The sequence below is a fragment of the Mesorhizobium sp. P2_D5 genome (assembly GCF_056404355.1).
This window is the reverse complement of sequence record NZ_JBFUEE010000003.1, coordinates 281,928-306,446: the sequence shown is the minus strand read 5'-3', so window position 1 is coordinate 306,446 and position 24,519 is coordinate 281,928. Positions and strand designations below refer to the sequence as shown.

28 protein-coding genes are annotated in these 24,519 nt (G+C 62.7%); 6 read left to right on the top strand and 22 right to left on the bottom strand.

Annotated elements, in window-relative coordinates; translation table 11 throughout:
- Positions 1 to 15 precede the first annotated feature (15 nt).
- The 4 genes from AC1DYW_RS14675 (at position 16) to AC1DYW_RS14660 (ending at position 3,010) form a co-directional block, all read left to right on the top strand.
- A complete protein-coding gene (locus AC1DYW_RS14675) occupies positions 16 to 804 on the top strand; it encodes an ABC transporter substrate-binding protein (RefSeq protein ID WP_477226691.1) in 789 nt (262 codons plus the stop codon).
- A gap of 93 nt (positions 805 to 897) precedes the next feature.
- Positions 898 to 1,569, top strand: coding sequence for an amino acid ABC transporter permease (locus tag AC1DYW_RS14670; RefSeq protein WP_457150578.1), 672 nt, complete (start codon positions 898 to 900; stop codon positions 1,567 to 1,569).
- Positions 1,566 to 2,240 (top strand): amino acid ABC transporter permease, encoded by a 675-nt coding sequence (locus AC1DYW_RS14665; RefSeq protein ID WP_477226690.1) that lies wholly within the window; start codon positions 1,566 to 1,568, stop codon positions 2,238 to 2,240. Before AC1DYW_RS14670 ends, AC1DYW_RS14665 begins: the two co-directional genes overlap by 4 nt.
- Positions 2,241 to 2,266: 26 nt before the next feature.
- Positions 2,267 to 3,010, top strand: a complete 744-nt coding sequence (locus AC1DYW_RS14660) for an amino acid ABC transporter ATP-binding protein (RefSeq protein ID WP_477226689.1) — start codon at positions 2,267 to 2,269, stop codon at positions 3,008 to 3,010.
- A gap of 103 nt (positions 3,011 to 3,113) precedes the next feature.
- On the opposite strand, the gene arsK is transcribed toward AC1DYW_RS14660, so the two are convergent.
- The 11 genes from arsK to AC1DYW_RS14605 form a co-directional block, all read right to left on the bottom strand.
- Positions 3,114 to 4,355 carry an arsenite efflux MFS transporter ArsK gene (gene arsK, locus AC1DYW_RS14655; protein ID WP_477226688.1) on the bottom strand — a complete coding sequence of 414 codons (1,242 nt, stop codon included), beginning with the start codon at positions 4,353 to 4,355 and terminating at the stop codon, positions 3,114 to 3,116.
- Positions 4,348 to 5,772 (bottom strand): NAD(P)-binding domain-containing protein, encoded by a 1,425-nt coding sequence (locus tag AC1DYW_RS14650; protein WP_477226687.1) that lies wholly within the window; start codon positions 5,770 to 5,772, stop codon positions 4,348 to 4,350. Before AC1DYW_RS14650 ends, arsK begins: the two co-directional genes overlap by 8 nt.
- 44 nt (positions 5,773 to 5,816) lie before the next feature.
- Positions 5,817 to 6,137 carry an ArsR/SmtB family transcription factor gene (locus AC1DYW_RS14645; RefSeq protein ID WP_095091165.1) on the bottom strand — a complete coding sequence of 107 codons (321 nt, stop codon included), beginning with the start codon at positions 6,135 to 6,137 and terminating at the stop codon, positions 5,817 to 5,819.
- 63 nt (positions 6,138 to 6,200) lie between these two features.
- Positions 6,201 to 6,623 (bottom strand): arsenate reductase (glutaredoxin), encoded by a 423-nt coding sequence (arsC, locus tag AC1DYW_RS14640; RefSeq protein WP_477226686.1) that lies wholly within the window; start codon positions 6,621 to 6,623, stop codon positions 6,201 to 6,203.
- A complete protein-coding gene (locus tag AC1DYW_RS14635) occupies positions 6,620 to 7,309 on the bottom strand; it encodes an aquaporin (protein ID WP_477227079.1) in 690 nt (229 codons plus the stop codon). The genes arsC and AC1DYW_RS14635 overlap by 4 nt, the downstream gene beginning before the upstream one ends.
- Positions 7,310 to 7,376: 67 nt before the next feature.
- On the bottom strand, positions 7,377 to 7,709 hold the full coding sequence (locus AC1DYW_RS14630; RefSeq protein WP_095091162.1) for an ArsR/SmtB family transcription factor: 333 nt from the start codon (positions 7,707 to 7,709) through the stop codon (positions 7,377 to 7,379).
- Between the two features lie 117 nt (positions 7,710 to 7,826).
- Positions 7,827 to 8,525, bottom strand: a complete 699-nt coding sequence (locus AC1DYW_RS14625) for an RES family NAD+ phosphorylase (RefSeq protein ID WP_477226685.1) — start codon at positions 8,523 to 8,525, stop codon at positions 7,827 to 7,829.
- Positions 8,519 to 8,947, bottom strand: a complete 429-nt coding sequence (locus AC1DYW_RS14620) for an antitoxin Xre/MbcA/ParS toxin-binding domain-containing protein (RefSeq protein ID WP_477226684.1) — start codon at positions 8,945 to 8,947, stop codon at positions 8,519 to 8,521. Before AC1DYW_RS14620 ends, AC1DYW_RS14625 begins: the two co-directional genes overlap by 7 nt.
- Before the next feature lie 130 nt (positions 8,948 to 9,077).
- Positions 9,078 to 9,440, bottom strand: coding sequence for a hypothetical protein (locus AC1DYW_RS14615; RefSeq protein WP_477226683.1), 363 nt, complete (start codon positions 9,438 to 9,440; stop codon positions 9,078 to 9,080).
- A gap of 209 nt (positions 9,441 to 9,649) precedes the next feature.
- Positions 9,650 to 11,083 (bottom strand): aldehyde dehydrogenase family protein, encoded by a 1,434-nt coding sequence (locus AC1DYW_RS14610; protein ID WP_477226682.1) that lies wholly within the window; start codon positions 11,081 to 11,083, stop codon positions 9,650 to 9,652.
- Between the two features lie 375 nt (positions 11,084 to 11,458).
- The gene (locus AC1DYW_RS14605; protein WP_477226681.1) at positions 11,459 to 11,926 is read right to left on the bottom strand and encodes a GNAT family N-acetyltransferase; all 468 of its coding nucleotides are present in this window, start codon (positions 11,924 to 11,926) and stop codon (positions 11,459 to 11,461) included.
- Positions 11,927 to 12,213: 287 nt separating this feature from the next.
- Between AC1DYW_RS14605 and AC1DYW_RS14600 the strand changes: the two genes are divergently transcribed.
- Entirely contained in the window at positions 12,214 to 12,804 is a 591-nt protein-coding gene (locus AC1DYW_RS14600) for a cation efflux transmembrane domain-containing protein (protein ID WP_477226680.1), read from the top strand.
- A gap of 12 nt (positions 12,805 to 12,816) precedes the next feature.
- Here the strand turns inward: AC1DYW_RS14600 and AC1DYW_RS14595 are convergent, their stop codons facing one another.
- From AC1DYW_RS14595 to AC1DYW_RS14580, 4 genes are read right to left on the bottom strand one after another with little or no spacing between them, the layout of a single operon-like run.
- Positions 12,817 to 13,557 carry an SDR family oxidoreductase gene (locus tag AC1DYW_RS14595; protein ID WP_477226679.1) on the bottom strand — a complete coding sequence of 247 codons (741 nt, stop codon included), beginning with the start codon at positions 13,555 to 13,557 and terminating at the stop codon, positions 12,817 to 12,819.
- Between the two features lie 17 nt (positions 13,558 to 13,574).
- Complete coding sequence (locus AC1DYW_RS14590) at positions 13,575 to 14,564, bottom strand: aldo/keto reductase (RefSeq protein WP_477226678.1); 990 nt, start codon at positions 14,562 to 14,564, stop codon at positions 13,575 to 13,577.
- A gap of 12 nt (positions 14,565 to 14,576) precedes the next feature.
- Positions 14,577 to 14,948: a DUF2255 family protein gene (locus tag AC1DYW_RS14585; RefSeq protein ID WP_477226677.1), complete on the bottom strand. Its 372-nt coding sequence runs from the start codon at positions 14,946 to 14,948 to the stop codon at positions 14,577 to 14,579.
- 3 nt (positions 14,949 to 14,951) lie between these two features.
- Positions 14,952 to 15,347: a (R)-mandelonitrile lyase gene (locus AC1DYW_RS14580; protein ID WP_477226676.1), complete on the bottom strand. Its 396-nt coding sequence runs from the start codon at positions 15,345 to 15,347 to the stop codon at positions 14,952 to 14,954.
- A gap of 153 nt (positions 15,348 to 15,500) precedes the next feature.
- Between AC1DYW_RS14580 and AC1DYW_RS14575 the strand changes: the two genes are divergently transcribed.
- Positions 15,501 to 16,394: a LysR family transcriptional regulator gene (locus AC1DYW_RS14575; protein ID WP_477226675.1), complete on the top strand. Its 894-nt coding sequence runs from the start codon at positions 15,501 to 15,503 to the stop codon at positions 16,392 to 16,394.
- 111 nt (positions 16,395 to 16,505) lie between these two features.
- On the opposite strand, the gene AC1DYW_RS14570 is transcribed toward AC1DYW_RS14575, so the two are convergent.
- The 7 genes from AC1DYW_RS14570 to AC1DYW_RS14540 all read right to left on the bottom strand — a co-directional run bounded on the left by AC1DYW_RS14570 (position 16,506) and on the right by AC1DYW_RS14540 (position 24,230).
- Positions 16,506 to 17,228, bottom strand: a complete 723-nt coding sequence (locus tag AC1DYW_RS14570; protein ID WP_477226674.1) for an ATP-dependent DNA ligase — start codon at positions 17,226 to 17,228, stop codon at positions 16,506 to 16,508.
- A gap of 162 nt (positions 17,229 to 17,390) precedes the next feature.
- Entirely contained in the window at positions 17,391 to 17,729 is a 339-nt protein-coding gene (locus AC1DYW_RS14565) for a slr1659 superfamily regulator (protein ID WP_184875499.1), read from the bottom strand.
- Positions 17,730 to 17,745: 16 nt separating this feature from the next.
- Positions 17,746 to 18,306 carry a slr1658 superfamily regulator gene (locus AC1DYW_RS14560; protein WP_206073834.1) on the bottom strand — a complete coding sequence of 187 codons (561 nt, stop codon included), beginning with the start codon at positions 18,304 to 18,306 and terminating at the stop codon, positions 17,746 to 17,748.
- Between the two features lies 1 nt (position 18,307).
- A complete protein-coding gene (locus AC1DYW_RS14555) occupies positions 18,308 to 20,674 on the bottom strand; it encodes a SpoIIE family protein phosphatase (protein WP_477226673.1) in 2,367 nt (788 codons plus the stop codon).
- Entirely contained in the window at positions 20,671 to 21,849 is a 1,179-nt protein-coding gene (locus tag AC1DYW_RS14550) for a methyltransferase domain-containing protein (RefSeq protein ID WP_477226672.1), read from the bottom strand. The genes AC1DYW_RS14555 and AC1DYW_RS14550 overlap by 4 nt, the downstream gene beginning before the upstream one ends.
- The gene (locus AC1DYW_RS14545; RefSeq protein WP_425352334.1) at positions 21,846 to 22,373 is read right to left on the bottom strand and encodes a ubiquinone biosynthesis methyltransferase UbiE; all 528 of its coding nucleotides are present in this window, start codon (positions 22,371 to 22,373) and stop codon (positions 21,846 to 21,848) included. The genes AC1DYW_RS14550 and AC1DYW_RS14545 overlap by 4 nt, the downstream gene beginning before the upstream one ends.
- A 162-nt stretch (positions 22,374 to 22,535) precedes the next feature.
- Positions 22,536 to 24,230 carry a putative bifunctional diguanylate cyclase/phosphodiesterase gene (locus AC1DYW_RS14540; protein WP_477226671.1) on the bottom strand — a complete coding sequence of 565 codons (1,695 nt, stop codon included), beginning with the start codon at positions 24,228 to 24,230 and terminating at the stop codon, positions 22,536 to 22,538.
- Positions 24,231 to 24,519: the final 289 nt, after the last annotated feature.

Below are 24,519 nucleotides of genomic sequence, written 5' to 3'. Positions count from 1 at the left end.
AAGGAGGAATGCCAAATGAAGATTGCCAGACTTTTCGTCGCCGGCCTTGCGCTCGCCGGGCTCACCGCGGCGGCCAGCGCCGGAACGCTCGACGACATCACCAAGCGCGGCGAGTTGCGCGTCGCCGTGCAGACACAGGGACCGCCCTTCTCGCTGGTCGGCGCCAATGGCGAACGCACCGGCAGTTCCGTTGAACTGGCCGAGCTGATGGCCAAGGAAATGGGCGTCAAGATCACCTTCCTCGACTTCGACTGGGACGGCCTGATCCCGGCGCTGCTGTCGGGCAAGGCCGACCTCCTGGTCGCCGACATGACGCCGACGCTGGCGCGCGGCATGAAGGTCGCCTTCACCAAACCTTACATGTATACGGGTAGCACCGTGTTCACCAAGGCAGACAGCAAGTTCAAGACCACCGAGGACTGCAAGGCCAAGGGCACCAAGATCGCCGTGCTGCTCGGCGCCACCGGCGAGAAGGAGGCCAAGGCCGTCTTCACCGATGCCGACATCAAGAGCTACAAGGGCGGCGGTCCGCTGCTGCTCGACGCCGTCAACAACGGCCAGGCCGATTGCGGCGTCAACGACGTCTCGGCGGTGAAAGGCCAGTCGACCGCCTATCCGGCCGGCACCTTCACCATCATGCCGGAGCTTTTGTCGAAGGAACCGCTTGCCTTCGCCACCCGCTATGACGAGCCGGACCTGCTGGTCTGGATGAACCTGTTCCTCGACCAGGTCAGCATCGACGGCCGCCTGCAGAAGAACCTCGACTACTGGGTCAATTCCGACGCCTGGAAGAAGGACCACTAACCAGCCTTGGAATCCAGGCGGTTTTGCGCGCGTCTTGAGCGCCGCGAAGCCGCCTGGCCTTTCGTTTCGCCCGCTTTGGGGGACCGCCCAGCGATGCTCGAGAATTTCAGTTTCCGCACCATCGTCGAGTACCTGCCCCTGTTCGGGCAGGGCCTTGTCACGACCGTGTGGCTGTCGGCGCTGTCCTTTCTCGGCGCGCTCGCCGTCGGCATCGTGCTGTGCGCCATGAACCTGCAGCGCGGCTGGCTGTTTCGTGCCCCGGCCAAGGCCTATATCGACGCCGTGCGCGCCACGCCCTTGCTGGCGCAGCTCTATTTCCTCTATTTCGGCCTGCCCCGGCTCGGCTTCGTCCTGCCCGAATTGGTCGTCGGCATCCTCGCGCTATCACTCAACAGCGGCGCCTATGTCGCTGAAATCATTCGCGCCGGCATATTGTCGATCCCGCGTGGCCAGGTCGAAGCCAGCGTCGCCTCGGGCATGACCTATGTCCAGCGCATGCGCCTGGTCATCCTGCCGCAAGCCTTCAAGGTGACGATCCCGCCGCTGCTCGGCCAGGCGATCGTGCTGGTCAAGGATTCCGCATTGCTGTCGCTGATCTCGGTCGCCGAGCTGACGCGCGCCGGCCAGTTGCTCGCCTCCGACCGCTTCATGCCGGCGGAAGGTTTCCTCACCATCGCTGCCTTCTACCTGCTGCTCTACTACTGCCTGAAAGGGCTGGCTGCTCTCTCCGGTCGCTGGCTCGGCACAGCGGGGGCGCGGACATGATCTGGCAACAGCTGCAAAGCCTCGCCGGCAGCTATCCGCTGGCGCTGCGCGGTCTCGGCATGACTGTGGTGCTGTCGCTGATCAGCCTGGTGCTCGGCACCTTGCTCGGCTTCGGTCTCGGCATCCTGCGCACCGGCGGCAACCGGCTGGTGAGCAGCGTCATCGGCGCCTGGGTCGACCTGATCCGCGGCACGCCGTTCCTCGTGCAGATCTTCCTGATCTTCTTCATCCTGCCGGAGCTCGGCATCGAGCTCGACGCCTTCACCGCCGGCATCATCGCGCTGACCAACCTTGCCGCCTGCTTCATCTGCGAGATCGTCGCCGCCGGCATTCGCTCGGTGCCGACCGGCCAGGTCGAGGCAGCTCTGGCATCCGGCCTGTCGCGCTGGCAGCGCATGCGCCAGGTGGTGCTGCCGCAGGCGATGCGCATCGTGCTGCCGCCGCTGGTCGGGCAATATGTGCTGCTGATCAAGGACTCTTCGGTCGTCTCGGCGATCGGGCTCACCGACCTCACCCGTGTCGGCTGGCTGGTGGTGCAGCGTGTGCCCAACGGCCTGCTGGTCTTCTTCCTCGTCGGCGTCGGCTATTTCATCGTCTGCTATCCCCTGATCATGCTCGCCCGCCGGCTCGAACACCGCATGGGCGCGGCGCATGGCGAGGTGCAGCTATGACAGCGAACCCCAAAGGTCCGGCAAATATGACCAAAACCGGTATGATCGACTTTCGCGGCGTCAACAAATGGTTCGGCGCGCTCAACGTGCTCAAGGACATCACGCTCAGCGTCGAGCCGCGCGAGGTGGTCGTCGTCTGCGGCCCGAGCGGCTCGGGCAAGAGCACGCTGATCCGCTGCGTCAACGGCCTGGAGGCGATCAAGGACGGCGATCTCGTCGTCGACGGCCAGCGCCTCGGCGACCCCGCCACCAACATGACGCAGCTGCGCACCGAGATCGGCTTCGTCTTCCAGTCGTTCAACCTCTATCCGCACAAGACGGCGCTCGAAAACGTCACGCTCGCCCCCATCCATGTCCGCAAGATCCCGCGCGCCGAAGCCGAAAAGGCCGGGCGCGAATTGCTGGCCAAGGTCGGGCTGGCCGACAAGGTCAACGCCTATCCGGCGCAGCTCTCCGGCGGCCAGCAGCAGCGCGTCGCGATCGCGCGCTGCCTCGGCATGCGGCCAAAGATCATGCTGTTCGACGAGCCGACCTCGGCGCTCGACCCCGAGATGATTTCGGAAGTGCTCGACGTCATGGTGGCGGTCGCCGAGGAAGGCATGACCATGATGGTGGTGACGCATGAGATGGGCTTTGCCCGCAAGGTCGCCCAGCGCGTGGTGTTCATGGATGCCGGCGCCATCGTCGAAAGCGGCACACCAGACGAATTCTTCTCGCACCCCAAGACCGACCGCAGCCGGGCTTTCCTCAGCAAGATTTTGCGACATTGAGGCAAGAGCATGATCCCGAAAAGTGGGATCCGGTTTTCGGAAAAGATCATGCTCAAACACAGAGATAGAGTTCTATCCCGATACCATCGGGATGGAACAGGCTCTAACTCGCCTCTTCCGGACTGCCGCCAATCGCAAACGCAACCCGGCCGGCGCGCCGTCTCAGCAGCGCAATGGCGAGGAAGGCGATGACGCCGCTCGCGGCGACGACCACCAGCACCCACAGCGAATTGGCGACGGATGTCCGCGCCATCATGAAGGCGAGCGCGAACGGCGCGAAGGCCGAAGTGAACTGGCGGGCGGCACTGGCCCATCCCAGCCGCGCGCCATAGCCTTGGCGGCCGAAGAGCTCGAGCGGCAAGGTGCCGCCGACGATGCTGGTGAGGCCGGAACCGAGGCCGAACAGCAGCACGAACAGGAAAGCGCCGGGCAGCCATGGCGTGGTCAACAGCAGCGTGCACAGCCCGGCCGTGAGCAGCGACGCGGCAATGACGGCGAGATGCGTTTGTTGAAGCCGCCCGCCAAACAGCATGTTGATCAACCGGCTGGCGACTTGCGCCGGCCCGAACAAGGTCGAAACGAAGAGACCGGCCGTGCCGAGCCCAAGTGCCGCCGTCAGCGGCACCATGTGGATGAGGATCGCCGACAGCACGAAGCCCTCGGAGGCGAAGCCGGCCAGCATCAGCAGGAACACGGCCTGCCCGCGTCGCGGATCGAGTGCCGCGCCCGCTTCATGGGCCGGCCCGCGCTCTTGCGGCGCGGCCGTTGCGTGACGGCGCGACAGGCGCATCAGCCAGGCGTGGATCGGCAGGCAGAGCCCGAGATTGAGCGCCGCGAACAGCAGATAGACCTCGCGCCATGTCAATTGCGCATGCAGCGCCGAGGTCAGCGGCCAGAACAGCGTCGAGGCGAACCCTGCGATGAGCGTCAGGTGGGTGATGCTGCGTTGCGGCCGGGGAACCCCGATCTGCACGATCGCCACGAAGGCGGCGCTGTAGAGGACGAAACTGGAGGCCAGTTCCATCGCCAGCAAGGCCAGAACAAAGGTCACGCGTCCGGGCGAGACGGCGCACAGCGCCAGCGCGACGGCTGCCGCGACCGAGCCGATGGTCATGATGCGCCCGGCGCCGAAGCGGTCGGCCCAGCGCCCGGCCGTGGGCGCGAACAGGCTGCCGGCAAACAGCGAGGCGGACAGCGCGCCGAACACCCACCCTTCCGTGAGCTCGAACTCCCTGGCCATCGCCGGCGCCAGGATCGAAAAGCTGTAATAGAGCGTGCCGTAGCCGATGATCTGCGTCAGCCCGAGCGCCCATATCGCCTTGCGCAGGACAGACCGGTCAGGCATCGACGCCCACGGCTTCCGTCGCCCTGGCGCCAACCGATGGGCCCGTTGCGCAGCCGCAGCCCGACGCACCCTTTGCCTTGGCGTCCGCATCCTCGACGCAGCAGGCATCGACATTGGCGGGCGCGGGCCCGCCGCAACAACCAGCACTGTCCGATCCCGTCACGACATCGGCGCTGCACACGCCGGTCTCCGGCAGCACCAGCCGCACCTCGCGCGCCGCGACATGGTCTCCGGCAATGTCGGCGACCACCGAGCGGACCTGCTCGTAGCCGGTCGCCATCAGGAAGGTCGGGGCGCGTCCGTAGGACTTCGAGCCGACGATGGTGAAGCCGGGTTCGGGATGGGCAAGTTCCTGGATGCCATGCGCGGGAACCGTGCCGCACGAGTGGAAATTCGGATCGATCAGCGGCGCCAGCGCCGGCGGCGCTTCGACGGCGGGATCGAGCGCGAGGCGGATTTCGCCGAGGAACGACAGGTCGGGCCTGAAGCCCGTGGTGACGACGATGCGATCGACGGAAAGGCTGAATGGCTTGCCGGCCAGGCTGGCGTCGACGGCAAGCCCCTCGCCTTGCATCTCGATGCGGTTGACGGCGAAAGCCGCCAGCATGTTCAGCCTTCCAACCGCCATCGCCTGCTTGGCGGCGAGGCCAAGCGCGCCACGTTCGGGCAATTGGTCGTTCAGCCCGCCGCCAAGCAGCCGGTCGACGCTGGCGTGACGCAGCGCCCAGAAAATCTCGGTGCCAGGCGCTGCGTCCTGCAACTCCATGAGCGCCAGGGCGACGTTGATCGCCGAATGCCCGCCGCCAATGACGAGGACACGCTTGCCCGCATAGCTGTCCCTGGCCTTGCCGACCACGTCGGGAATGCCATAGGCAATGCGCTCGCAAGCCGCGCCTTCGCCGGCAACCGGCAGCCCGTCGACGCCGATGGGGTTTGGCCGCGACCATGTTCCGGACGCGTCGATGACGGCGCGCGCGAGAACGCGGTGCTCGCCGTCCGCATCGCGATAACGGATGACGAAGGGAGCGTCCTTGCGACCGTCATTGGCAACCTTGTCATGTCCCTGGCGGGTGATCGCGGTGACCTCGGCTCCTAGCTTCAAATTGGCGGCGATGCCGGCAAGTGCGGCAAGCGGCGCCAGATAATCGCGCACGATCTCGCCCCCGGTCGGCAGGCCTCGCATGTCCGGCGCCGTCCAGCCGGAGCGGTCGAGCAGCGCCCGCGCCGCCGCGTCGATATTGTATTGCCATGGCGAGAACACCCGCACATGGCCCCATTCGAGCAGTGCAGCGCCAACGCTTTCGCCACGTTCGAGGATCAGCGGGCGGATGCCGCGTTCGACCAGATGCGCGGCGGCGGCGAGGCCGACAGGGCCTGCGCCGATCACCGCGACGGGAAGGTTTGCCATCATGTCCATATATTCGATCCTTCCGGTATCTTCGAATTACAAAGCGAAAAAAATCAGGCCAGCGCTTTGCCGACGGCAGGCGCGCAGGCGGCATCCGCGCAGCACTCGTCGGCGAGATAGCCGATCAGCGCATTCATGCCCGGATAGTTGGCGCGGCAGATCAGCGTCGTCGCTTGCCGCTCCTGCGTCACAAGGCCGGTGTCGACCAGCCGCTTGAGATGATGCGACAGCGTCGAGGACGGAATATCGAGCTTGCCCTGGACGCTGCCGACGGCAAGCCCGTCGTCGCCGGCACGGACAAGGATCCGATAGAGCTGAAGCCGCGTCGGATTGCCGAGCGCTTCGAGCTGGGCGGCTGCTTTTTCGAGTTTCATGGAAATAAGCTACGCTGCGCCTGTCGAGCCGTCAACCTAATTTCGAAAAATATGGAAATACCGTCAGCCGACCCGCTTGCCCGAAGCGTCGATGACCACCTCGCCATCCTCCTTGGTGAACGCGCCGATGTCCGGGTTGGGCAGGATGTCCAGCACCTTTTCCGACGGCCGGGCCAGAACCACGCCGAGCGGGCTGACCACGATCGGCCGGTTGATCAGGATCGGGTGCGCCAGCATGAAATCGAGGATCTCGTCGTCGGACCATCTCGGGTCGGCAAGGCCGAGTTCGGCGTAGGGCGTGCCCTTGTCGCGCAGCAACTCGCGCGGTGTCATGCCCATGGAAGCGATCAACTCGACCAGCTTTTGCCGTGACGGCGGCGTCTTCAGATACTCGATCACCTCTGGTTCCTCGCCCGACTGCCGGATGATGGCCAGCGTGTTGCGCGAGGTGCCGCAATCGGGATTGTGATAGATGGTGATGGTCATTTCGCGGCCTGCATCTGTCTGGTTGGTTTCGGTTCGGCAAGCAGCCAGCCCGCCAGGGCCATGGCCAGCAGCGCGCCCAGCAATTCGGCTGCTACGAAACCCGGCAGGTCGACCGGGCGGATGCCGGAAAACGTGTCCGACAAGGCACGGGCGATGGCGACGGCCGGATTGGCGAATGAGGTCGAGGCCGTGAACCAGTAGGCGGCCGTTATGTAAAGCCCGACCAGCCAGGGGATCGCGTCGGAACGAAAGCGCAGGCCTGCCAGGATGGTGAAGACGAGCCCGAAGGCGGCGACTGCCTCGGCGAGCCATTGCCCGGCTCCGGTCCGCACCGTCACCGAGGCCTGCAGGATCGGCAGTTCGAACATGGCGTGCGCCAGGAATGTCCCCGCGATGCCGCCGACGATTTGGACGACGACATAGGCGATCGCTGCCCTCGCGTCGATTTCGCGGCGGAGCGCGAACACCAGCGTGACGGCCGGATTGAAATTCGCGCCTGAAACCGGCCCGAGTATCGTGATCAGCACGACAAGGATCGCTCCCGTAGGCAACGTGTTGCCGAGCAGCGAAATGGCAATGTCGTGCGTCAGCCGGGATGCCATGATGCCGGAACCGACCACGGTGGCGACCAGCAGCGCGGTTCCCAGCGCTTCGGCAACGCAGCGGCGTGGCAAGTCGTTCGCCACGGCGCTCAGCTGGCCTTCGGCAGGGTGCGGGCGATCTCGTACAGCCACTTCGCTCATCGGCGTGCTCCTAGCAGTCACAGGTCACGGCATTGATGACGGGACGGCAGAGTTCCGGCGCGCCGTTGCAGCAATCTTCCATCAGATAGGCCAGGAGGTCCCGAAACCCGGTCATGTCGGCGACGTAGCGCACGATCCGGCCATCGCGTTGGGGGTGGATCAGCCCGGCATGGGCGAGCACCTTCAGATGCGCCGACATGGTGTTCTGGACCGTATCCAGCCTTGTGGCGATCTCGCCCGCCGGAATGCCTTCCGGACCGGCGCGGACGAGCAGCCGGAAAACATCCAGCCGCGTCTCCTGGCCAAGGGCCGCCAGCGCGTTCAACGTGCCTTTTTTATCCATATATCCGAATCCTTGGATTTATGGATATCGACTCTCCCGCGACCTGTAAAGCGGGATCCCGGACGGCTGCAACCAAGCGGGTCTTCACCACGGATGCAATCCGCCCTTCGCCAGCCATCAGGTGACGGCCAGCACCTTGCCCGTATCGTGCTCGCGCACGAAATCCACGCGGGCGCCGTCCCAGTGATAGCTGTAATGCCGGCCCTGCACCGGAATGGTGATGGCGTCCGGCCAGAAGATGCCGATGCAGCCGCCGCCCGGCATGCGCACGCTGTTCCACACCAGCCCGTCGCTGCCGGTCGCCCGCAGCGCCCGCCCCTCCGCTTGCGAGGCGGTGTAGTCGTCGGGATCGAGCACGCCGGGCACCGCGTTCACGTCGTCGAGGTCGCGGTCGACGCTGCCGACCAGCACGCGGAAATCCGCCGTCCAGCCCGAATCCTCGTTGGTCGCGCGCATGAATTTCTGATGGTGGTGAATGGTCTCGGCGAGCGCCACCTCTTCGCTGTCGCCGGCATAATAGATCCCGTAGCTGCCATCCGAGAACCGACCGGGCCGCAGGGTCGAGCAATGCACGAAGGGCGCCATCACGAAGCTGGCGCCAGGGCCGGAAACCCGCCTTGTGGCCGCCACCTTGCCAAGGTCGCCGATCTCGAGCCTGATGCGCGGGTTGGTCTTCGCCTCGACCGCGGCCAGCGCCTCCCAGTCACGCGGGTCGGCAATGTCCTCGAAGAGGTCGATGGGCGGATGGATGGAGCGGATGATGCGGAAGGTCTGGTGCCAGTGGACGCGGCGCCGAACCGCGAGCCCACTCACCATGCACCACGCTCCGCATCGAGCCATTCGCGCATCGCGGCAAGGTCGGAGATTTCGCCGCGCAGCATCAGGTCGAGCGCCGACTGGCCGCCGAAAGCGGCATTGGGCTTGCGGATCCAGGCATAGCCGCGCGCCGGCTCCGTAAAGAGATAGCGCAGGCCTTTGTGAATGCCCATCAGATGCGCCATGCGGGTGCGCAGGTCGCGGTCGATCCTGCCGATGCCGCCCTCCTTCCAGCGTGCCCCAGTCTTCCAACGTGCCCATGTGCGCGCGGACATGCCGCCGAGCAGGATGCAGGCCTCCAGGTCGGTGAGGTTCCAGGCCTTGAACAGGTTGACGGTGGTGCGCGCCAGCGCGCCCGCCTCTTCATCCGAAATGGCGTTCCCAACCGTGGCCGGCGTGGTGACTATGGGCTGAAGCTGCATTTTGCGTCCTCGCTATTGGCAGATATATAGCATGAATTCGCCAATTGGCAAGAAACTGATCCAATGGTGGATCAGACGCATTCCTTGAATCCCCATCAGCGCTTAGCCAAAAGCTCTGGGCCGCGCGCAATCAGGTTTTTGGAACAGTCGAGACGCGAGCCAGGATTTCACACCGCTCCAATGCATAATTCCAGGCGGAGAAAGGCGGATCAACCCGCAGCCCCGGCGGTGTCTTTATGAACGGATCCGAGCCAAACAAACTGTATTTCTCAAACAGCTCTTCGGCAGTCGCTCCGGGTTTGAAAGCATCTTCCAGTTCGCTGTCGACTATGGCGCGGCACCGCTCCACCGCCCCATCGTAGGTTGGAAATTTTCCGTCGAGGTAACGGTGGCTCTCATCGCGATAATGAAAATGATCGTCGACAAAAACCTGGTAGTGGCTCTCGTCGGTCTCTTGTCCTTCCAGCTTCGGCTGGGAGCTCCCCACACTCAAGGCTCGAATCCTCCCGCTGCCTGCAATCCAGCCTATCACCAGTCGCTTTCGGCGAGCAACGAAGCCATGTCGCCCCGGCGGCTTGCTTGCGCTGCATCCAGGCAGGCAGCCCGAGACCTCCAAACAGCAAGGGCGCGGCCAACCGTGCGGACCGCGCCCCGAATTGCAGGACGGGCCGACATTGCCGCCGGCCCGGAACTGCGTCGTGCCTATTCCGCCGCCTCGTAGCCGGCGATGCCCTTGATCTCGAGGAAATCCTCAAGACCGTATTCGGCATATTCGCGGCCGTTGCCCGACTGCTTGTAGCCGCCGAACGGCAGGCCGGCGTCCCAGGTCGGATAGTTGATATAGACATTGCCGGTGCGCATGCGCGCCGCCACTTCGCGCGCTTTCTTCATGTCCTTGGCCTGGATGTAGGAGGCAAGGCCGTAGACCGTGTCGTTGGCGGTTTCGATCACCTCCTCGACGCTGTCATAGGGCATGATCGCCAGCACCGGTCCGAAGACCTCCTCGCGCGCGATCCGCATGTCGTGGGTGACGTCGGCGAACACGGTCGGCCGGACATAGTAGCCGCGGTTGAGTTCGGCGGGACGGCCCGGGCCGCCGGCGACCAGCGTGGCACCTTCTTCGATGCCGCTCTGGATCAGCTCCTGGATCTTGTCGAACTGGACCTGGCTGACGACCGGCCCGAGCTTGGTGCCGGCCGCATCGGCGGGGCCGACCGTGAACTTTTCCGCCGCGGCCTTGGCATAGCCGGCAGCCTCGTCATGGCGGTCGCGCGGCACGAACATGCGCGTCGGCGCATTGCAGGACTGGCCGCTGTTGCCGAAGCAGCCGGCGACGCCCTTGGTGACGGCCTTTGCGAGGTCGACATCGCCAAACAGGATGTTGGCCGACTTGCCGCCGAGCTCCTGATGCACGCGCTTGACCGTGTCGGCGGCGGCCTTGGCCACCAGGATGCCGGCGCGGGTCGAACCGGTGAACGACATCATGTCGATGTCGGGGTGGCTGGACAGCGCCTGGCCGACGCCCGGTCCGTCGCCATTGACGAGGTTGAAGACGCCCTTCGGCACGCCGGCCTCGTCCAGGATTTCGGCGAAGATGATGCCGTCGAGCGGCGCGATCTCGGACGGCTTCAGCACCATGGTGCAGCCGGCGGCAAGGGCGGGACCGACCTTGCAGGTGATCTGGTTGAGCGGCCAGTTCCACGGCGTGATCAGGCCGACGACGCCGATCGGCTCCTTGACCACCAGCGAGCTGCCCTTGACATGGCGGAACTCGAACGACTTCAGCACGTCGGCCATCTTCTGCAGATGCGCGAGGCCGACGCCGACCTGGCTGTCGAGCGCGAACTGGCGCGGCGCGCCCATCTCGCGCGACACGGCGAGCGCCAGATCGGCACTGCGTTTCTTGTAGACCTCGATGATGCGGTTCAAGAGCTCGAGCCGCTCGCCGACTTCGGTGAAGCCAAAAGTGTTGAAGGCGCGCTTGGCGGCGGCCACCGCCTTGTCGACATCGGCCTTGGAGCCGAGCGAGATCTGCGCGAAGGCATCCTCGTTCGAGGGGTCGATGACGTCGAATGTGTTGGGCACAACAGGATGGACCCACGCGCCATCGATATAGAACTGCAGATTGTGTGACATGGTTTTCTCCTTGGGCTGCGCCGCATGGCTTCGCCGGCCGTCATATGTGGCTGGAGATAACGATGCACAAACGCCGCTGTCAAACGCAAGAGCCAAGTGATTGAGCCAGCCGTGTGCAATATGCCCGTTACGCTTTAGCGGAAGCGGTGAAGAACCCGCCGTCGAGTTCCTTCGCGCCCCCCTCCGTCCTGCCGGACATCTCCCCCACAAGGAGGGAGATTGGCAGCTTGGGCGCCGGCGCTCTTCCTGCGACATCCGCAATTAGCAAAGGCCGTGTGGTGGCGGCCGATCTCCCCCCTTGAGGGGGAGATGTCCGGCAGGACAGAGGGGGGCGCCACAGGGCGCTACCTTTGAGCCGTGTACTGGCCACCCACATCAGCCTGCCAGTTTCTTGCTCATATAGACCGTCACCCCGTTCATGAACGGCTCCTCCCGGTCGATTGTGTAGCCATACTTTTTGTAGAGCGACACGTTGGCCTCGAAGGCGCCGTTGGTCAGCAGGCGAAGCGCGGGGCGGCCGGCTTCGGTCGCCCTCCGCTCGGCATGCTCCAGCAAAAGCCGGCCGATGCCCCTGCCCTGCGCCCGCGGTGCGACGCAGACATTCTCGATCCAGAGATGGTCGTCGGCCAGGATCGTTTCGATCATCCCGACAATGCCGTCCGCCTCGACGGCGAGATCGAACTGATGCACGGCGACAGCCTTGTCGTAATCGGCGCGCATCGGCAGCGGCTCGCGGCCGATCACCGGCACCCATTTGGCATAGGCGGCGCGCACGATATCCCTGGTCGCGGCAGCGTCCGCCGGCTCGGCCGGGCGAAGCCGGATGGAAGAATTGATGGTCATGAAAATGCTCCAGACATGAAAAACCCCGCCGGCGGATGTCGCGGGCGGGGCTGGAAACGAACGAACCGGATCTATCGTGCCGGTCTTTGTCGTCGCGCAATCAGCTTGCCGCTCCGCACTGTGCAGGGGCGGCGTCGCTTGGTGTTGGCGGGCGCAAAGACGAACATGGGGGTCAAGCTGGAGCAGGAAGCGCGCCGTTGTCAAGACGGCCGCTCAATCGGCAATGTCTCACGTCATGGAATCCCTATATGCCTTGCGGCAACAACAATTTGGCCGATGGACACGATATGACCGGGACGCTGAGAAATGCGGTGCGGATGGTCGCCATCCTGAACCTTGGCTATTTCGGCATCGAGTTTGCCGTGGCCGTTTGGATCAGATCGGTATCGTTGTTCGCGGACAGCATCGATTTTCTGGAGGACGCATCCGTCAACCTGCTGATCATGGTCGCGCTGGGCTGGACCATCCGCAATCGAGCGCGGCTCGGGATGGCGCTGGCGGGCGTACTTCTGATCCCGGCTTTGGCGACCCTTTGGACCGCTTGGGAGAAATTCAACGTTCCAATCCCGCCAGCGCCCGTTCCGCTGACGCTTACCGCGGCCGGCGCGATCCTCGTCAACCTGACATGCGCGCTCTTGCTCGCTCGCTATCGCCATCACAGCGGCAGTCTTACCCATGCGGCATTCCTGTCGGCCCGCAACGATGTCCTGGCGAATGTCTCGATCATTGCCGCCGGCCTGGTCACGGCCTTCGTGTGGAACTCAGCCTGGCCAGATATCATCGTTGGCCTTGCAATCGCCGTCATGAATGCGGATGCCGCCCGCGAGGTCTTCACGGCTGCAAGACGCGAGTTCGCGCAAAGCCATATTTCAAGCTGACGCACTGCGCCTTCAATACTCCTGCGCCGTCGGTCGAAACAGGATCTCGTTGATGTCGACCTCGTCCGGCTGGCTCATGGCGAACACCACTGTCCTGGCGAAGGAATCGGCGGGGATGGCCACCCGGTCGTAGAGCGCGCGCACGCCTTCGGCGACATCGGGCTCGGTGACGCTGTCCGGCAATTCCGTCGCCACGGCGCCCGGCGAGATGATGGTGGTGCGGATGTTGTAGGGCTTTACCTCCTGGCGCAGGCCCTCCGAGATGACGCGCACCGCGTGCTTGGTCGCGGCATAGACGGCGCCGCCCGGCCCCACCTTGTGGCCGGCGACCGACGAGACGTTGATGATATGGCCGCTCTTCTGCGTCTTCATGTGCGGCAGCACCGCTGCAATGCCGTAGAGCACGCCCTTGATGTTGACGTCGATCATCCGGTCCCAGTCCTCGACCTTGCCGCGTTCCAGCGGCGAGTGCGGCATCAGTCCGGCATTGTTGATGATGACGTCGACGCGGCCATGCATCTCGACCGCATGGTCGACCAGACGCCGGACCTGGGCGACATCGGTCACATCGGTCGCGAGGATGGCGTCCTTGCCCAGCGACAGTCCTGCCGCCAGCGCCTCGAGCCGGTCGAGACGGCGCGCGCCCAGCACCAGCTTTGCGCCCTCCTTGGCCAGAAGCCGCGCGGCCGCCTCGCCCAACCCGCTGCTGGCGCCGGTGATGACGACGACCTTGCCCTTGATGTTCTCTGTCATGGGATTTTCCTTCCGCTTCAGCGATCGATCCTCGCCGCTTGTTGTGGCGAATAGCGCTCTCCCTGCACGGCAATCGCCGAGACCGCGTTCTCGATGCCGCGAAGATCGTCCACGCTCAGCACAACGGCGGCCGATCCGATGTTCTCCTCGAGGCGATTGAGCTTCGTGGTGCCGGGGATCGGGACGATCCATGGCTTGCGAGCCAGCAACCAGGCGAGCGCGACCTGTGCGGGGGTCACCTTCTTCCCGGCTGCGATCTTGACGATCGCATCGACCAGCGCCTGGTTCGCCTTGCGGGCCTCCTCTGCAAAACGCGGAACCGTGTTTCGGAAGTCGCTGCTGTCGAACGTCGTGCTGGCGTCGATGGCGCCGGTGAGGAAGCCCTTGCCCAGCGGGCTGAAGGGCACGAAGCCGATCCCCAGTTCTTCCAGGACCGGCAGGATCGCCTCCTCGGGTTCACGCCACCACAGCGAGTATTCGCTCTGCAATGCCGTGACCGGCTGCACCGCATGCGCACGACGGATGGTGCGCACGCCCGCTTCGGAGAGGCCGAAATGCTTCACCTTGCCTTGGCTGATCAAGTCCTTCACCGCGCCGGCCACCTCTTCGATAGGCACGACCGGATCGACCCGGTGCTGGTAGAGGAGGTCGATATGGTCGGTCCTAAGCCGCTTTAGCGACGCCTCGACGACCTCGCGAATATGCCCCGGCCGGCTGTCCATGCCGTCGTGTCCGGCTGTACCGGCAATGTCGATGCCGAACTTTGTGGCAATCACCACCTGGTCGCGGATCGGCTGCAGCGCCTCGCCGACGACCTCCTCGTTCTTGAACGGGCCATAGACCTCCGCGGTGTCGAAGAAAGTGACGCCGCGCTCGAACGCGGAGCGGATCAGGCGGACAGCATCCGGCGTCTCCATCGGTTGCCCGTATGAATGGCTCATCCCCATGCAGCCCAGCCCGATGGCCGAGACTTCGAGGCCACCCTGGCCCAGTTTGCGCTTTTGCATCTCAGTTCTCCTTCATGTCTTCGCTAGGATTCTGACGGTCGCGGCGCGGGCGCGCGCGCTGATCATCGGGGCGAGGTATGGGCTCGCCGCATATTTCGCCCGGTAGGCATCGTCGATGCGGTCGTTGACCGGCCCTTCGACTGCTTCGAAGGTGACATCCCTGGTCATGCCGGCGGCGGTGATCCGACCGGCCTTCTGCTTGATCGCAGCCTGGTACCAACGCGACTTCTGGCCGTTGCAGCCGCGCACATAGAGTTCGCCATCGGTCACCACCGACCAGATCCAGGTCGGCGTGCCAAAGGTCACACGATCATTGCGCAGCGGCGCGATGTGCAGATCGTCGGTCGCGGCGATCCTGCCGAGTTCGTCCTTCGACCACGTCATTTGTCATCTACCATATTGCGCGTCGCTGACATGCTCCATCCAGTCGACGGCCTTGCCGGCCAGCGCTTCCTGGACGGCGATGTGGGTCATCGCGGTGGTCGGTGCTGCGCCATGCCAGTGCTTCTCGCCCGGCTCGAAGCGAATAACGTCGCCCGGCCGGATTTCTTCGACCGGGCCGCCCTCGCGCTGCACGCGGCCGCAGCCGGCGGTGACGATCAGCGTCTGGCCGAGCGGATGGGTGTGCCAGGCGGTGCGCGCCCCGGGCTCGAAGGTAACGGCGTTGCCGGCCGCACGCGCCGGCGCGATGGCTTGAAACAGCGGATCGATGCGCACCGTGCCGGTGAACCAGTCGCCCGGACCCTTGCCGGAGGCTTGAGAGCCGCTTCGCTTGATATCCATGGTTTTGTCCCTTCTCGATGCGGGCCAGACGCGGCCGCCGGCCTCAGAGCCGGCACCTTTGGGCCGCCCGATTGCGATGATGCCAATTTAGGGCCTGCGATTGATCGCGATTATCTGCTATATCCGGCATGTACTTATGAGAAGGGCTCATGAATGCCGCGCGACAATCTGAACGAGCTGACCGCCTTCCTCGCCGTCGCGCGTGAGCGGAGCTTCACCCGAGCGGCAGCCAGGCTGGGCGTCTCGCAATCGGCGCTCAGCCACACATTGCGGGCGCTGGAGGAGCGGCTGGGCGTGCGGCTCCTGACCCGCACAACGCGCAGCGTCTCGCCGACCGAGGCGGGCGAGCGCCTGGCTCGCAGCATCGGGCCGAGGCTCGACGAGATCGAGATGGAACTCGCCGCCTTGAGCGCATTGCGCGAAAAGCCCGCCGGCACCATCCGCATCACCGCCGGCGAGCACGCCGCCGATGCGGTCCTGTGGCCGGCGATCGCCAGGCTGCTGCCCGACTATCCCGATATCAGGATCGAGATCATCGTCGATTACGGCCTGACCGACATCGTCGCCGAGCGCTACGACGCCGGCGTGCGGCTGGGCGAACAGGTGGCGCGCGACATGATCGCGGTGCGCATCGGCCCCGACATGCGCATGGCGGTGGTCGGCGCGCCGGCCTACTTCGCCGCCCGGCCAAAGCCGCGCGCGCCGCAGGACCTGACCACGCACAATTGCATCAATCTGCGGCTACCGACCTATGGCGGGCTCTATGCCTGGGAATTCGAGAAGGCGGATCGCGAACTGAAGGTGCGGGTCGAGGGCCAGCTGGTGTTCAACACTGCCGCGCTGCGGTTGAATGCCGTGCTTGCCGGCTTGGGTCTTGCCTATTTGCCCGAGGACCAGGTGACGACCGATCTGGCCGACGGCCGGCTGGTGCGGGTGCTGGCCGACTGGTGCCCGCCCTTCCCCGGCTACCACCTCTATTACCCCAGCCGGCGACAGGCGACGCCGGCCTTCTCGCTGCTGGTCGATGCCTTGCGCTATCGCGGCTAGATGGAGTTGACGAAAGTATCTGGTGGAAGACGAGCGGCCGAGCAACGACCTCGGCATGTTCTAACTTATGTCACCCAAAGGTGCGCAGTGGTTTTGGGTGAAGCGCCCAATTCAGGAACCGGCCTCCTCGAAATATTTGGCCTTCAGCCATGTGTTCGACGGTCCGCTTCTGTAGCGGCTGTCGGTGCGCTTCGAGATGATGATCTCAAGCTTGTCGATCTTGTCGATGGCGCGGAAGATCGCGAGCGCATTGCCCTCGAAATGCTCGCTGTACTGGATCTTGCCGAGACCGTGCTCGACCAGTTGCCACAGCGCCTGCTTGCGCTGCAGCAGGGGCAAGGACGTTAGATTGCGACCGTTGAGATGGAGGATGTCGAACGCGACGAACACCAGCCGGCTCGGTTCGTTCCAGATAGCCGCTTCCAGCGCAGGGCAATCGGGAGCCCCCTGCTCGCCTGGCACAATGACCTCGCCGTCGATAATGGCAGACCGGCATGGCAGCTCGGCGGCCAGCGCGATGGGCCAGTATTTCGTGGTCCAGTCTCGGCCGTTCTTGCTGTAAAGACGCACGCCGCCTTTATCGATGATGATCTGCGTTCGGTACCCGTCAAGCTTGATCTCGTGAACCCATCCCTCACCTTCGGGCGGCCGCTCGACCAGAGTCGGGATCTGCGGCGGAATAAATTCCAGCCGGCCGCCGATGACCTTGGCACGCTTACTCAATGACGCCACCTTTGACCGAGCAGCGGCGGCTGATCGGCACAGGCAGCCCGACATCCTCCCAACCTGGACGCCTGCCGCCTGTGCCGAGCCCCCGCCGAGCATTGCCAGCATCTGCGCACGGGGCCGGATTGTCGTTAGCTTCGCATCCAAAAATTTATCCTGGCGTACATATCGCACTCGGTGCGGCGCTCTTGCATCATCACCGACCGGCCTGTCCTATCCAGGATTGCCGCCGGCCCACGCAGTCCTCTGGCAAATTTAGGGTGACCCTGGTTAGTCCATCAGAAGCACCAGGGCGGGATGCAGCTTCTTCAGGTTCGGCAATGATTTCGATTGCCAGGGTATGTCGGGCGTTCCACGCACGACGAGCCGAACATCGGGATGCTTGCGCACCTCGATAGTAAATTTCGCCAGCAGGTTGATGCCGGAAGAGTTGAGAAAGTGAAGGTCCTTCAAGTTGAGCGTAATGGAAGGGGGATTTGCGGCAAGAACACTGGTCGCCAAAGCCGTGACAGGCGCACCGGCTTCGGAACTTGCAAGCCGCATGGCGCCGTCGAAGAAAATTTCGCTTCCTTCGATCCACACGCGGTAGTCGTCTGTCTTGATTTCCATGGCCTTGCTTCGTGACCTAGTTGTGAGTTTGCGAGATCGGAATGGAGGCATATGTTTCCAGGCAAATCCGATCGGTTTCGTCGACGGAGCTGAATATCCAGGCCAGGCGTGCGCCATAGTCGCTCATCAACGTCAGCAATCCGAGTCCGGAGCCTGTCACGTCGGGGTTGGCAGCATTCGCTTCAATTCGCTGTATCAGCAGGTCTCTGGGGTCCCCAACCGTGATGTCCGCCAGGAGGCTTTGGAACTCGGACGCGTCTTCACCATCGAGGTCATTCGACACCTTGAGCTTGAAGCACTCCGAATCCATCGACGCCTCGATCACGATTTCACCCGGTGCGCGAAACTTGACAGCATTTTCGATGAGCTCGTTGGCCAGGTATCCGATGCTGTGCCGCACTTCCCTGTAGTCATTGCGGGACGACTGAAAGCGCAATGCGAAAAGATCGGCGATGAAGTCCGAAGTCGTAGCGCAATGACGCCAACTCAAGTCGAGAGGTCCGTCGAACAGCCGCACCCGGCTGACGCTTTCCATCATTCCGATTGCAAGGTCAGGGGTACCGAACAGCGTGGTCATCCTATGTGTGCCTTATGATCACGAGGGTGATGTCGTCGTGGATCTTCTGGATTCCGATATGGGCCATCAGATCCTCGATGATCCCGGTTTTGATTTCCTCGGCGCTGCTGCCATGACGTTTTCGGGCGCTCTGGCAGAGGCGCTCGAACCCGAACAGTTTTCGGTCATGGTCTTCCGCCTCGGTCACACCGTCGGTGTGCAGCACGATCACATCGCCAATCCCAAACAGGATGTTCCGCGTGGCAATGAACTTCGAGATGTCTTTCTCCAGACCAACCGGCAGACCCAGATCTATCGTATCGATGCGTTCGACTTCGCCACCCGCACGGACAACGAGAACATCCTCATGCTGGCCCGATAGCGTTACCCGCTCATCCTCGAAATCAAGAAAGGCCAGCGACAGATGCTTGTCGGTGTTCGTCCGCTCGATATTCTTATAGATCGCTCTGTTCAGCCGATCCAGAAACTGGTGTGGATCCGCTTCGTTGGTCTCCTGCAGCGCGCGTGCAACGGATTGGACCATCAGCATCAGCACGCCGCTCTCGAGACCATGACCGGTCACGTCGCCGATGCCGATCTTGACCCGTGATCCATTTTGCAGGACGTCGTAATAGTCACCCCCGACCTCGTCGGCCGGTCGCATGTAGGCCGCGATCTCCAGCCCTGGAATCGCTCGGAGTTCGAATGGTTTCGGCAGCACCATCATCTGGATATGCCTGGCGACTGCGAGCTCGGCACCGAGGCGGACGTTCTCGTCCCGCAACTTTTCGTTGAGTGCGGATATTTCCTGATTTGCGTCCCCGAGCTCCCTGGTTCGGTCGTCGACGAGCTGCTCGAGGTTTTCCGTGTGAAAGCTGATCTGCTCGGCCATCCGGTTGAAAGCGATCCCTGCCGCTCCGACCTCGTCGCGCGTCGGAATGCTCACGCGGACTGAATAGTCTTTGGATTGGAGCCGCTGGGCCGCGCTGGCAAGCGCTCTGAGGCCTGCGGTGATGCGCTTCGAAATTCCGAGCACGGCCGCGAAAACAATCAGAAGCGAAACGATGATCGCGCCGATCTGAAAGAGCAGGATACGATTGGTTGCCCGCGAAATACTCTGTTGCGCGGCGAACAGGGACGCATAGATCTCCCGTTCAGGAACGACGATCCCGACCGACATCGTTTCGGACTTGATCGGTCCCGAACTCCACAGATTGGTTGGCTTCAATCTCTTGAGGACAACGATGTAGGGTACGCGCTCGCCTTTATTGTCGAGCATGATATGTTGAATGACGCCGTCATTGTTCTGGTCGAGAGGCAGCGACGCGATTGCCGGCTGCACACTTCCCCGCAAGGACCTCTCCAGGCCAGTGACGCCTTGCGTGCCCGCATCGCTCGATGAAGTCAGGCCGATGATAGCCTGGCCCGACGGATTGATCGCCACCACGTTGCCGGTCGACATCGTGAGGAAGCCGAACCCGGTTTCAGCGATCTTCACACGTTCGACGACTTGCGCGAGCTGGTCGAGAGTGATGTCTGCCCCCGCCGTACCGGCGATACCGGTGCGATCGCGCGTCCACAGCGGGTGGAAAAAGCTGACGATCAGCTTTCCCGTGATTGCATCGGTGTAAGGCGCTGTCTGGGTAATGTCGTCAGGGACGGGACGAGAGGCCGGATTCCCGGCCCATTGCTGCCATGAACCATAGATACCCGGAAAGAAGAACTCCCAGAACTCCGCCTTGTTGTGGCCCGGATAAAGCTTGTCGAAGGTCTGTGCCTGGTCTGTATACGGAACCGTCCTGAAGATCGGCCTTTCTTTAGGGCCAATATAGTACATCTGCAATTTGGACGACCCGCTGGCCATGAGAGTCGGCGCGACGAGATCGATCACGGTACTGTCTTCTATTTCCTTCTGAACGCTCGGCAGCGGGGTGTGGTCGGCACCCAGTAGGTAGCCCCAGACGCTTACCACCGAAGGCGCGCCCGGCAGATTCTGCGACCAATCGCCCCGCGCGTCGTAGACGACCTTCACGGAGCCCGGCGCCTCATGCGAAAGCGTCGCTCCGACCTGTTGCTGCCTGCTCGGATCGTCGATCTGGGCCTGCAGCACGCCGGCCAACGCCTTGACGTCGCCATGAACGCGGTCGAGCAGCAGGTCGACGCTCAACGCCGTCGATTGGGCGTACGAACGAATGTATTCCTGGTTTGCGGTCGTCAGGCCCTCGCCAACTTCCGAGGTGGCATCGCGCGACAGCTTTTGGACGTTCCAAAGCGCCAGACCACCGCTCAGCAGGAGGTCGAACAAGACGGCGCCGCCAACGACCAATACGAATTTCGCTCGAAAGGAGCGCAAGCCGAAGCGCGGTGTAGGCTCATCGTGGGCGTTCATTGCGGCCGTCGCCCCGATGCGACCCAAATCGGCCAACCGGCATAACCCTTGGGATGGAGCGCAGCGAAAATGTGGTCCTGGAAGCCCTGCCGGAACCGTGCAACGAACTCCGGTCCGTCGCCGCGTCTGGTCGCCATCTCGCCCGCATAGACATCCGCCCAGGCTACAATGACATCGGCGAAGTCCTGCGGATCACCGTCCAGGTTAGTGACCATGAAGGTCTCGACACGTATATCTTCGAATCCAGCTTCGATCAGGTATCGCCGACTCTTGGGCCCAAGCTCGACGTCCATCTCGAAATGCCCGAACAGCTTCGCCACCTCGTTGTAGGTCCAGCGAATGCTCTCGGAGCGCGGCTCGCCGAGGCAATGCGAATTCTTCTCGTTGGTGATATAGACCCGCCCGCCCGGCTTGCATATGCGGTAGAGCTCCTTGAGGATGAGTTCAGGTCGATTGAAGATCTGAAGGGAATGCCGGCAGGTGACCAAGTCAAACTGCGCTTCGTCAAGCAGCATCTCCGACGCATCGCCATAGGTATATTCCACGCCCCGGATATCGAACTCCCGCATCACGCGTCGCGCATAGTTGAGGCTTGACATGGAGTGGTCGAGGGCGACGATCCGCGATGGCTCGAACTCCTTCTGCACCAGCAAGGCGAAATCACCGATCCCGCAACAGATGTCGGCCATGACGATCCCGGGCCTCATGCCGTGTCGCGGCAAGATTGCACGCTCGTGGCGCCAGGTCATCTTTGTTTGTGTGCGCAGGATCGGAACGAACCCGCCTTCCTCGAGGAAGCCCTGCCCAGGATAGAATTTACTGTCATACTCCTCGACCGTGATGTTCGGTTCGATTCCGCTCAAGCGACCGAATTTTCGTGAGGTCCATCCGACGACGCTTGACGTGATGACGACGAATTTGAGATCTGGTCGAGCGCGACAGGCGTCAAGGATGATCTGCGAAAAGGCGTGAAACGCGGCGTTGTTCATCTGCGTCAGGCGTCTGACATTGACGTAGAGAACGCCGCGCACACGACTGATCGCATCGCGAAGCAACGCTATGCTGGGCCCAAGCTCATCGATCGCCTGAGGCCGGACCACCCCCGATATGGAGAACTCCTGATTGTTCGCGTCGTATTGCGCCTTGAAGCGTGGGTGAAGGTCGTAAGGGCTCAATGTTGCAGGCCTTCGAGAGGAAGATCCACGACAAGCTTGATTGCATCCCCATCGGCTTCCTCGACCCTGAGCGTTGCGTTGTAGTCGACAGCCAGTTCCAGGAGTACGACCTCCCGGCTTGGCGCGATATCGCCAGACACCGAATTGAGGTATCGCTCCCTGGCCTCGAATCCTGCGACTTGCGACATCGCTTCTTCGTAGAATTGGCGCTCCCCTGGCACGCATGGGAATGTCAGCTCGATCCTGTCCGTGGCGCCATGGCGAGACACCCTGCATGCCAACTCGCCGTCGGCATGGCGCGTACGAAAGGCAATTTCCAGCAGTTCGTTGAAAGCAGAGGAAAAGAGATTTGAATGCCGGACCGAGTCTGATCTATTTTGACTGATCATCCGGGCCATGTATGTCGAGACATAATCGCAGTGTCTCCAAGCGGAGACAAAGGCTTTGATTTCCATGTCGATCTGGATCATGGGCTCAAAAGTCGGCTCGCCAGCCAGGTCATGTTGAACAGGTACCATCGGCATCCTCACTTATTCCATCAGCATCTGAGCCCTGGTGGGGCGATGGCCTCCGAGGCGGAAATTTGACCGTCTCGTAATCAGTCAGTCCGGCACTGACTCGAAGAATTGCGTGGCATCTGCGTCGATCGTTTCCACAACTGTCCACTTACAAAAGGGTGCAAGGCGCTAGAGCGCCCGATTTGATTTCTCCATCTCCCGTACCACCTTCGGCGGGGACCGCCTGATGAAATCGCTGGTTGCCTCGGCTCCGAGCGGCCGCCCCAAGAGATTACCTTGCAGGCAATCACAATTTTCCTTGATCAGCCACCGCGCCTGAGCCGACGTCTCCACCCCCTCGGCAGTGACACTTATTCCCAGGCCGTGCGCCAGATTTATGATGGATCGCACGATCGTTTGGCTTTTGAGATCGGCCTCCAGGTCCGCAATGAAGTACTGATCGATCTTCAAGGTGTCGAAGGGAAAGTTCTTAAGGTAGCTCAACGACGAATAGTATGTTCCGAAGTCGTCGAGCGAAATTCGTATTCCCAAGACGTTCAGAGTATTCAACGTATCGATATTGTCGATCGTCTTCTCAAGAAGGACCGTCTCGGTTATCTCAAGTTCTAGTCTGTCGGCCCGGATTCCAACTTCGTCGATAACCTGAGCGACCGTGTCCGTCAGCGTACCGCTAAGGAACTGAGCCGGCGAGAGGTTCACCGCGACTGTCAGCGAAGAAGGCCACTTCAATGCCTGGCGACAGGCTTGCTCGAGCACCCATCGTCCAATCTCATCCATCAGACCGTCGGCTTCGGCGATCGGTATGAACACGCTGGGCGGAATGATTCCGACGTCGGGATGCCGCCACCGCAGCAGCGCTTCGAAACCGATCGTCGACGAGGGAGGCCGAATGAGCGGCTGATACTCCAGATAAAGCTCGCCTCGCTCCAGCGCGGTTCGAAGGCTGCGCCTCAGGTTCTCGCGTTGCTCGAGCAAGAGCAGCATCGAACGGTTGAATGTTCGAGCGCAGCCGCGTCCATCGGTCTTGGCAGCGTAAAGAGCAATGTCAGCGGCTTTCATCAACTGCTCGCCATCGGTCCCGTGCTCGGGCCCGAAAGCAATTCCGATACTCGAGCCGACGAAGACGGGAATGCCGTTGATAACGAACGGTTGCTTGAATGCGTCGACCAGCGACCCGGCGAGGCGCTCTGCCTCTGCTGGCTGCTCTTTTCCCAATTGGATGACAGCGAACTCATCGCCGGCATACCGGTACGCGGACTCACCATCCTGCAGCGCGTCGCGGATACGACCCGCCGCGAGCTGAAGAAGTGTATCGCCTGCTCCATGGCCGAGCGTGTCGTTGACCGCTTTAAAATCGTCAAGGTCTATTTGCAGCAGGGCGGTTTTCGGCTTTGGTCCGCCGAGGGCCACCATTGCTTGCTGCAGCCGCTCGCCGAATCGCCGCCGATTTTGCAGTCCGGTCAGCGCGTCGTGCGTTGCCTGATGGAGCAGAATTACATGCTCTTGCTCCTCCGCAACGCTCCGCCCGCCATGGTCCCTTGATTCGATGATTCCGGCACCATCTGCGGTGCTGAAGACAAAAACGGACCGGGGCGCTCCGCCCGATGATCGCGGCAGGTCGAGGCTTGCCGGAGAGCCACCCTGGAACACACGAAGAAATTCGTCGCGATAGTTCGCATCGAGAAAGCTCGGGTAGATCTCCCAGACGGCGGCGCCCAGCACCACCGCGCCTCCGTACACGCCTTTGAGCCTGGTTGCGTAGTGCGTCAGGCGGAAGTCGCGGTCATAGAACGACAAAAGTTCGGCCGTGTTCGCCAAAAGGTCGAAGAGAATCCCTTCGCCGGCACGTGGAGCATCGCTCAAGGAAGGCTCCTCACTCTCCCTGCCGACGCCTGATGCCTCTGGGCGCAAGAGCCACCTCCATAAGCGGCGCAGATTCGCGCCGCCCAGTTTAAAAATAGCATAAACGTCAAGCTTGGCAAACTTTCAACTCGCTGTCTTAACAAGCGCCGCATGCAGCATAGTTGCAATAAATGCTCCGCACTGATTGGCGGCAAATTGTCGATAACGATCAACAGTCACAGTTCGTTAACAGATCGTGAACTGGCGGGAATCAGCTATGCGATTTGATAGCGCTGTGGACGCGACATGA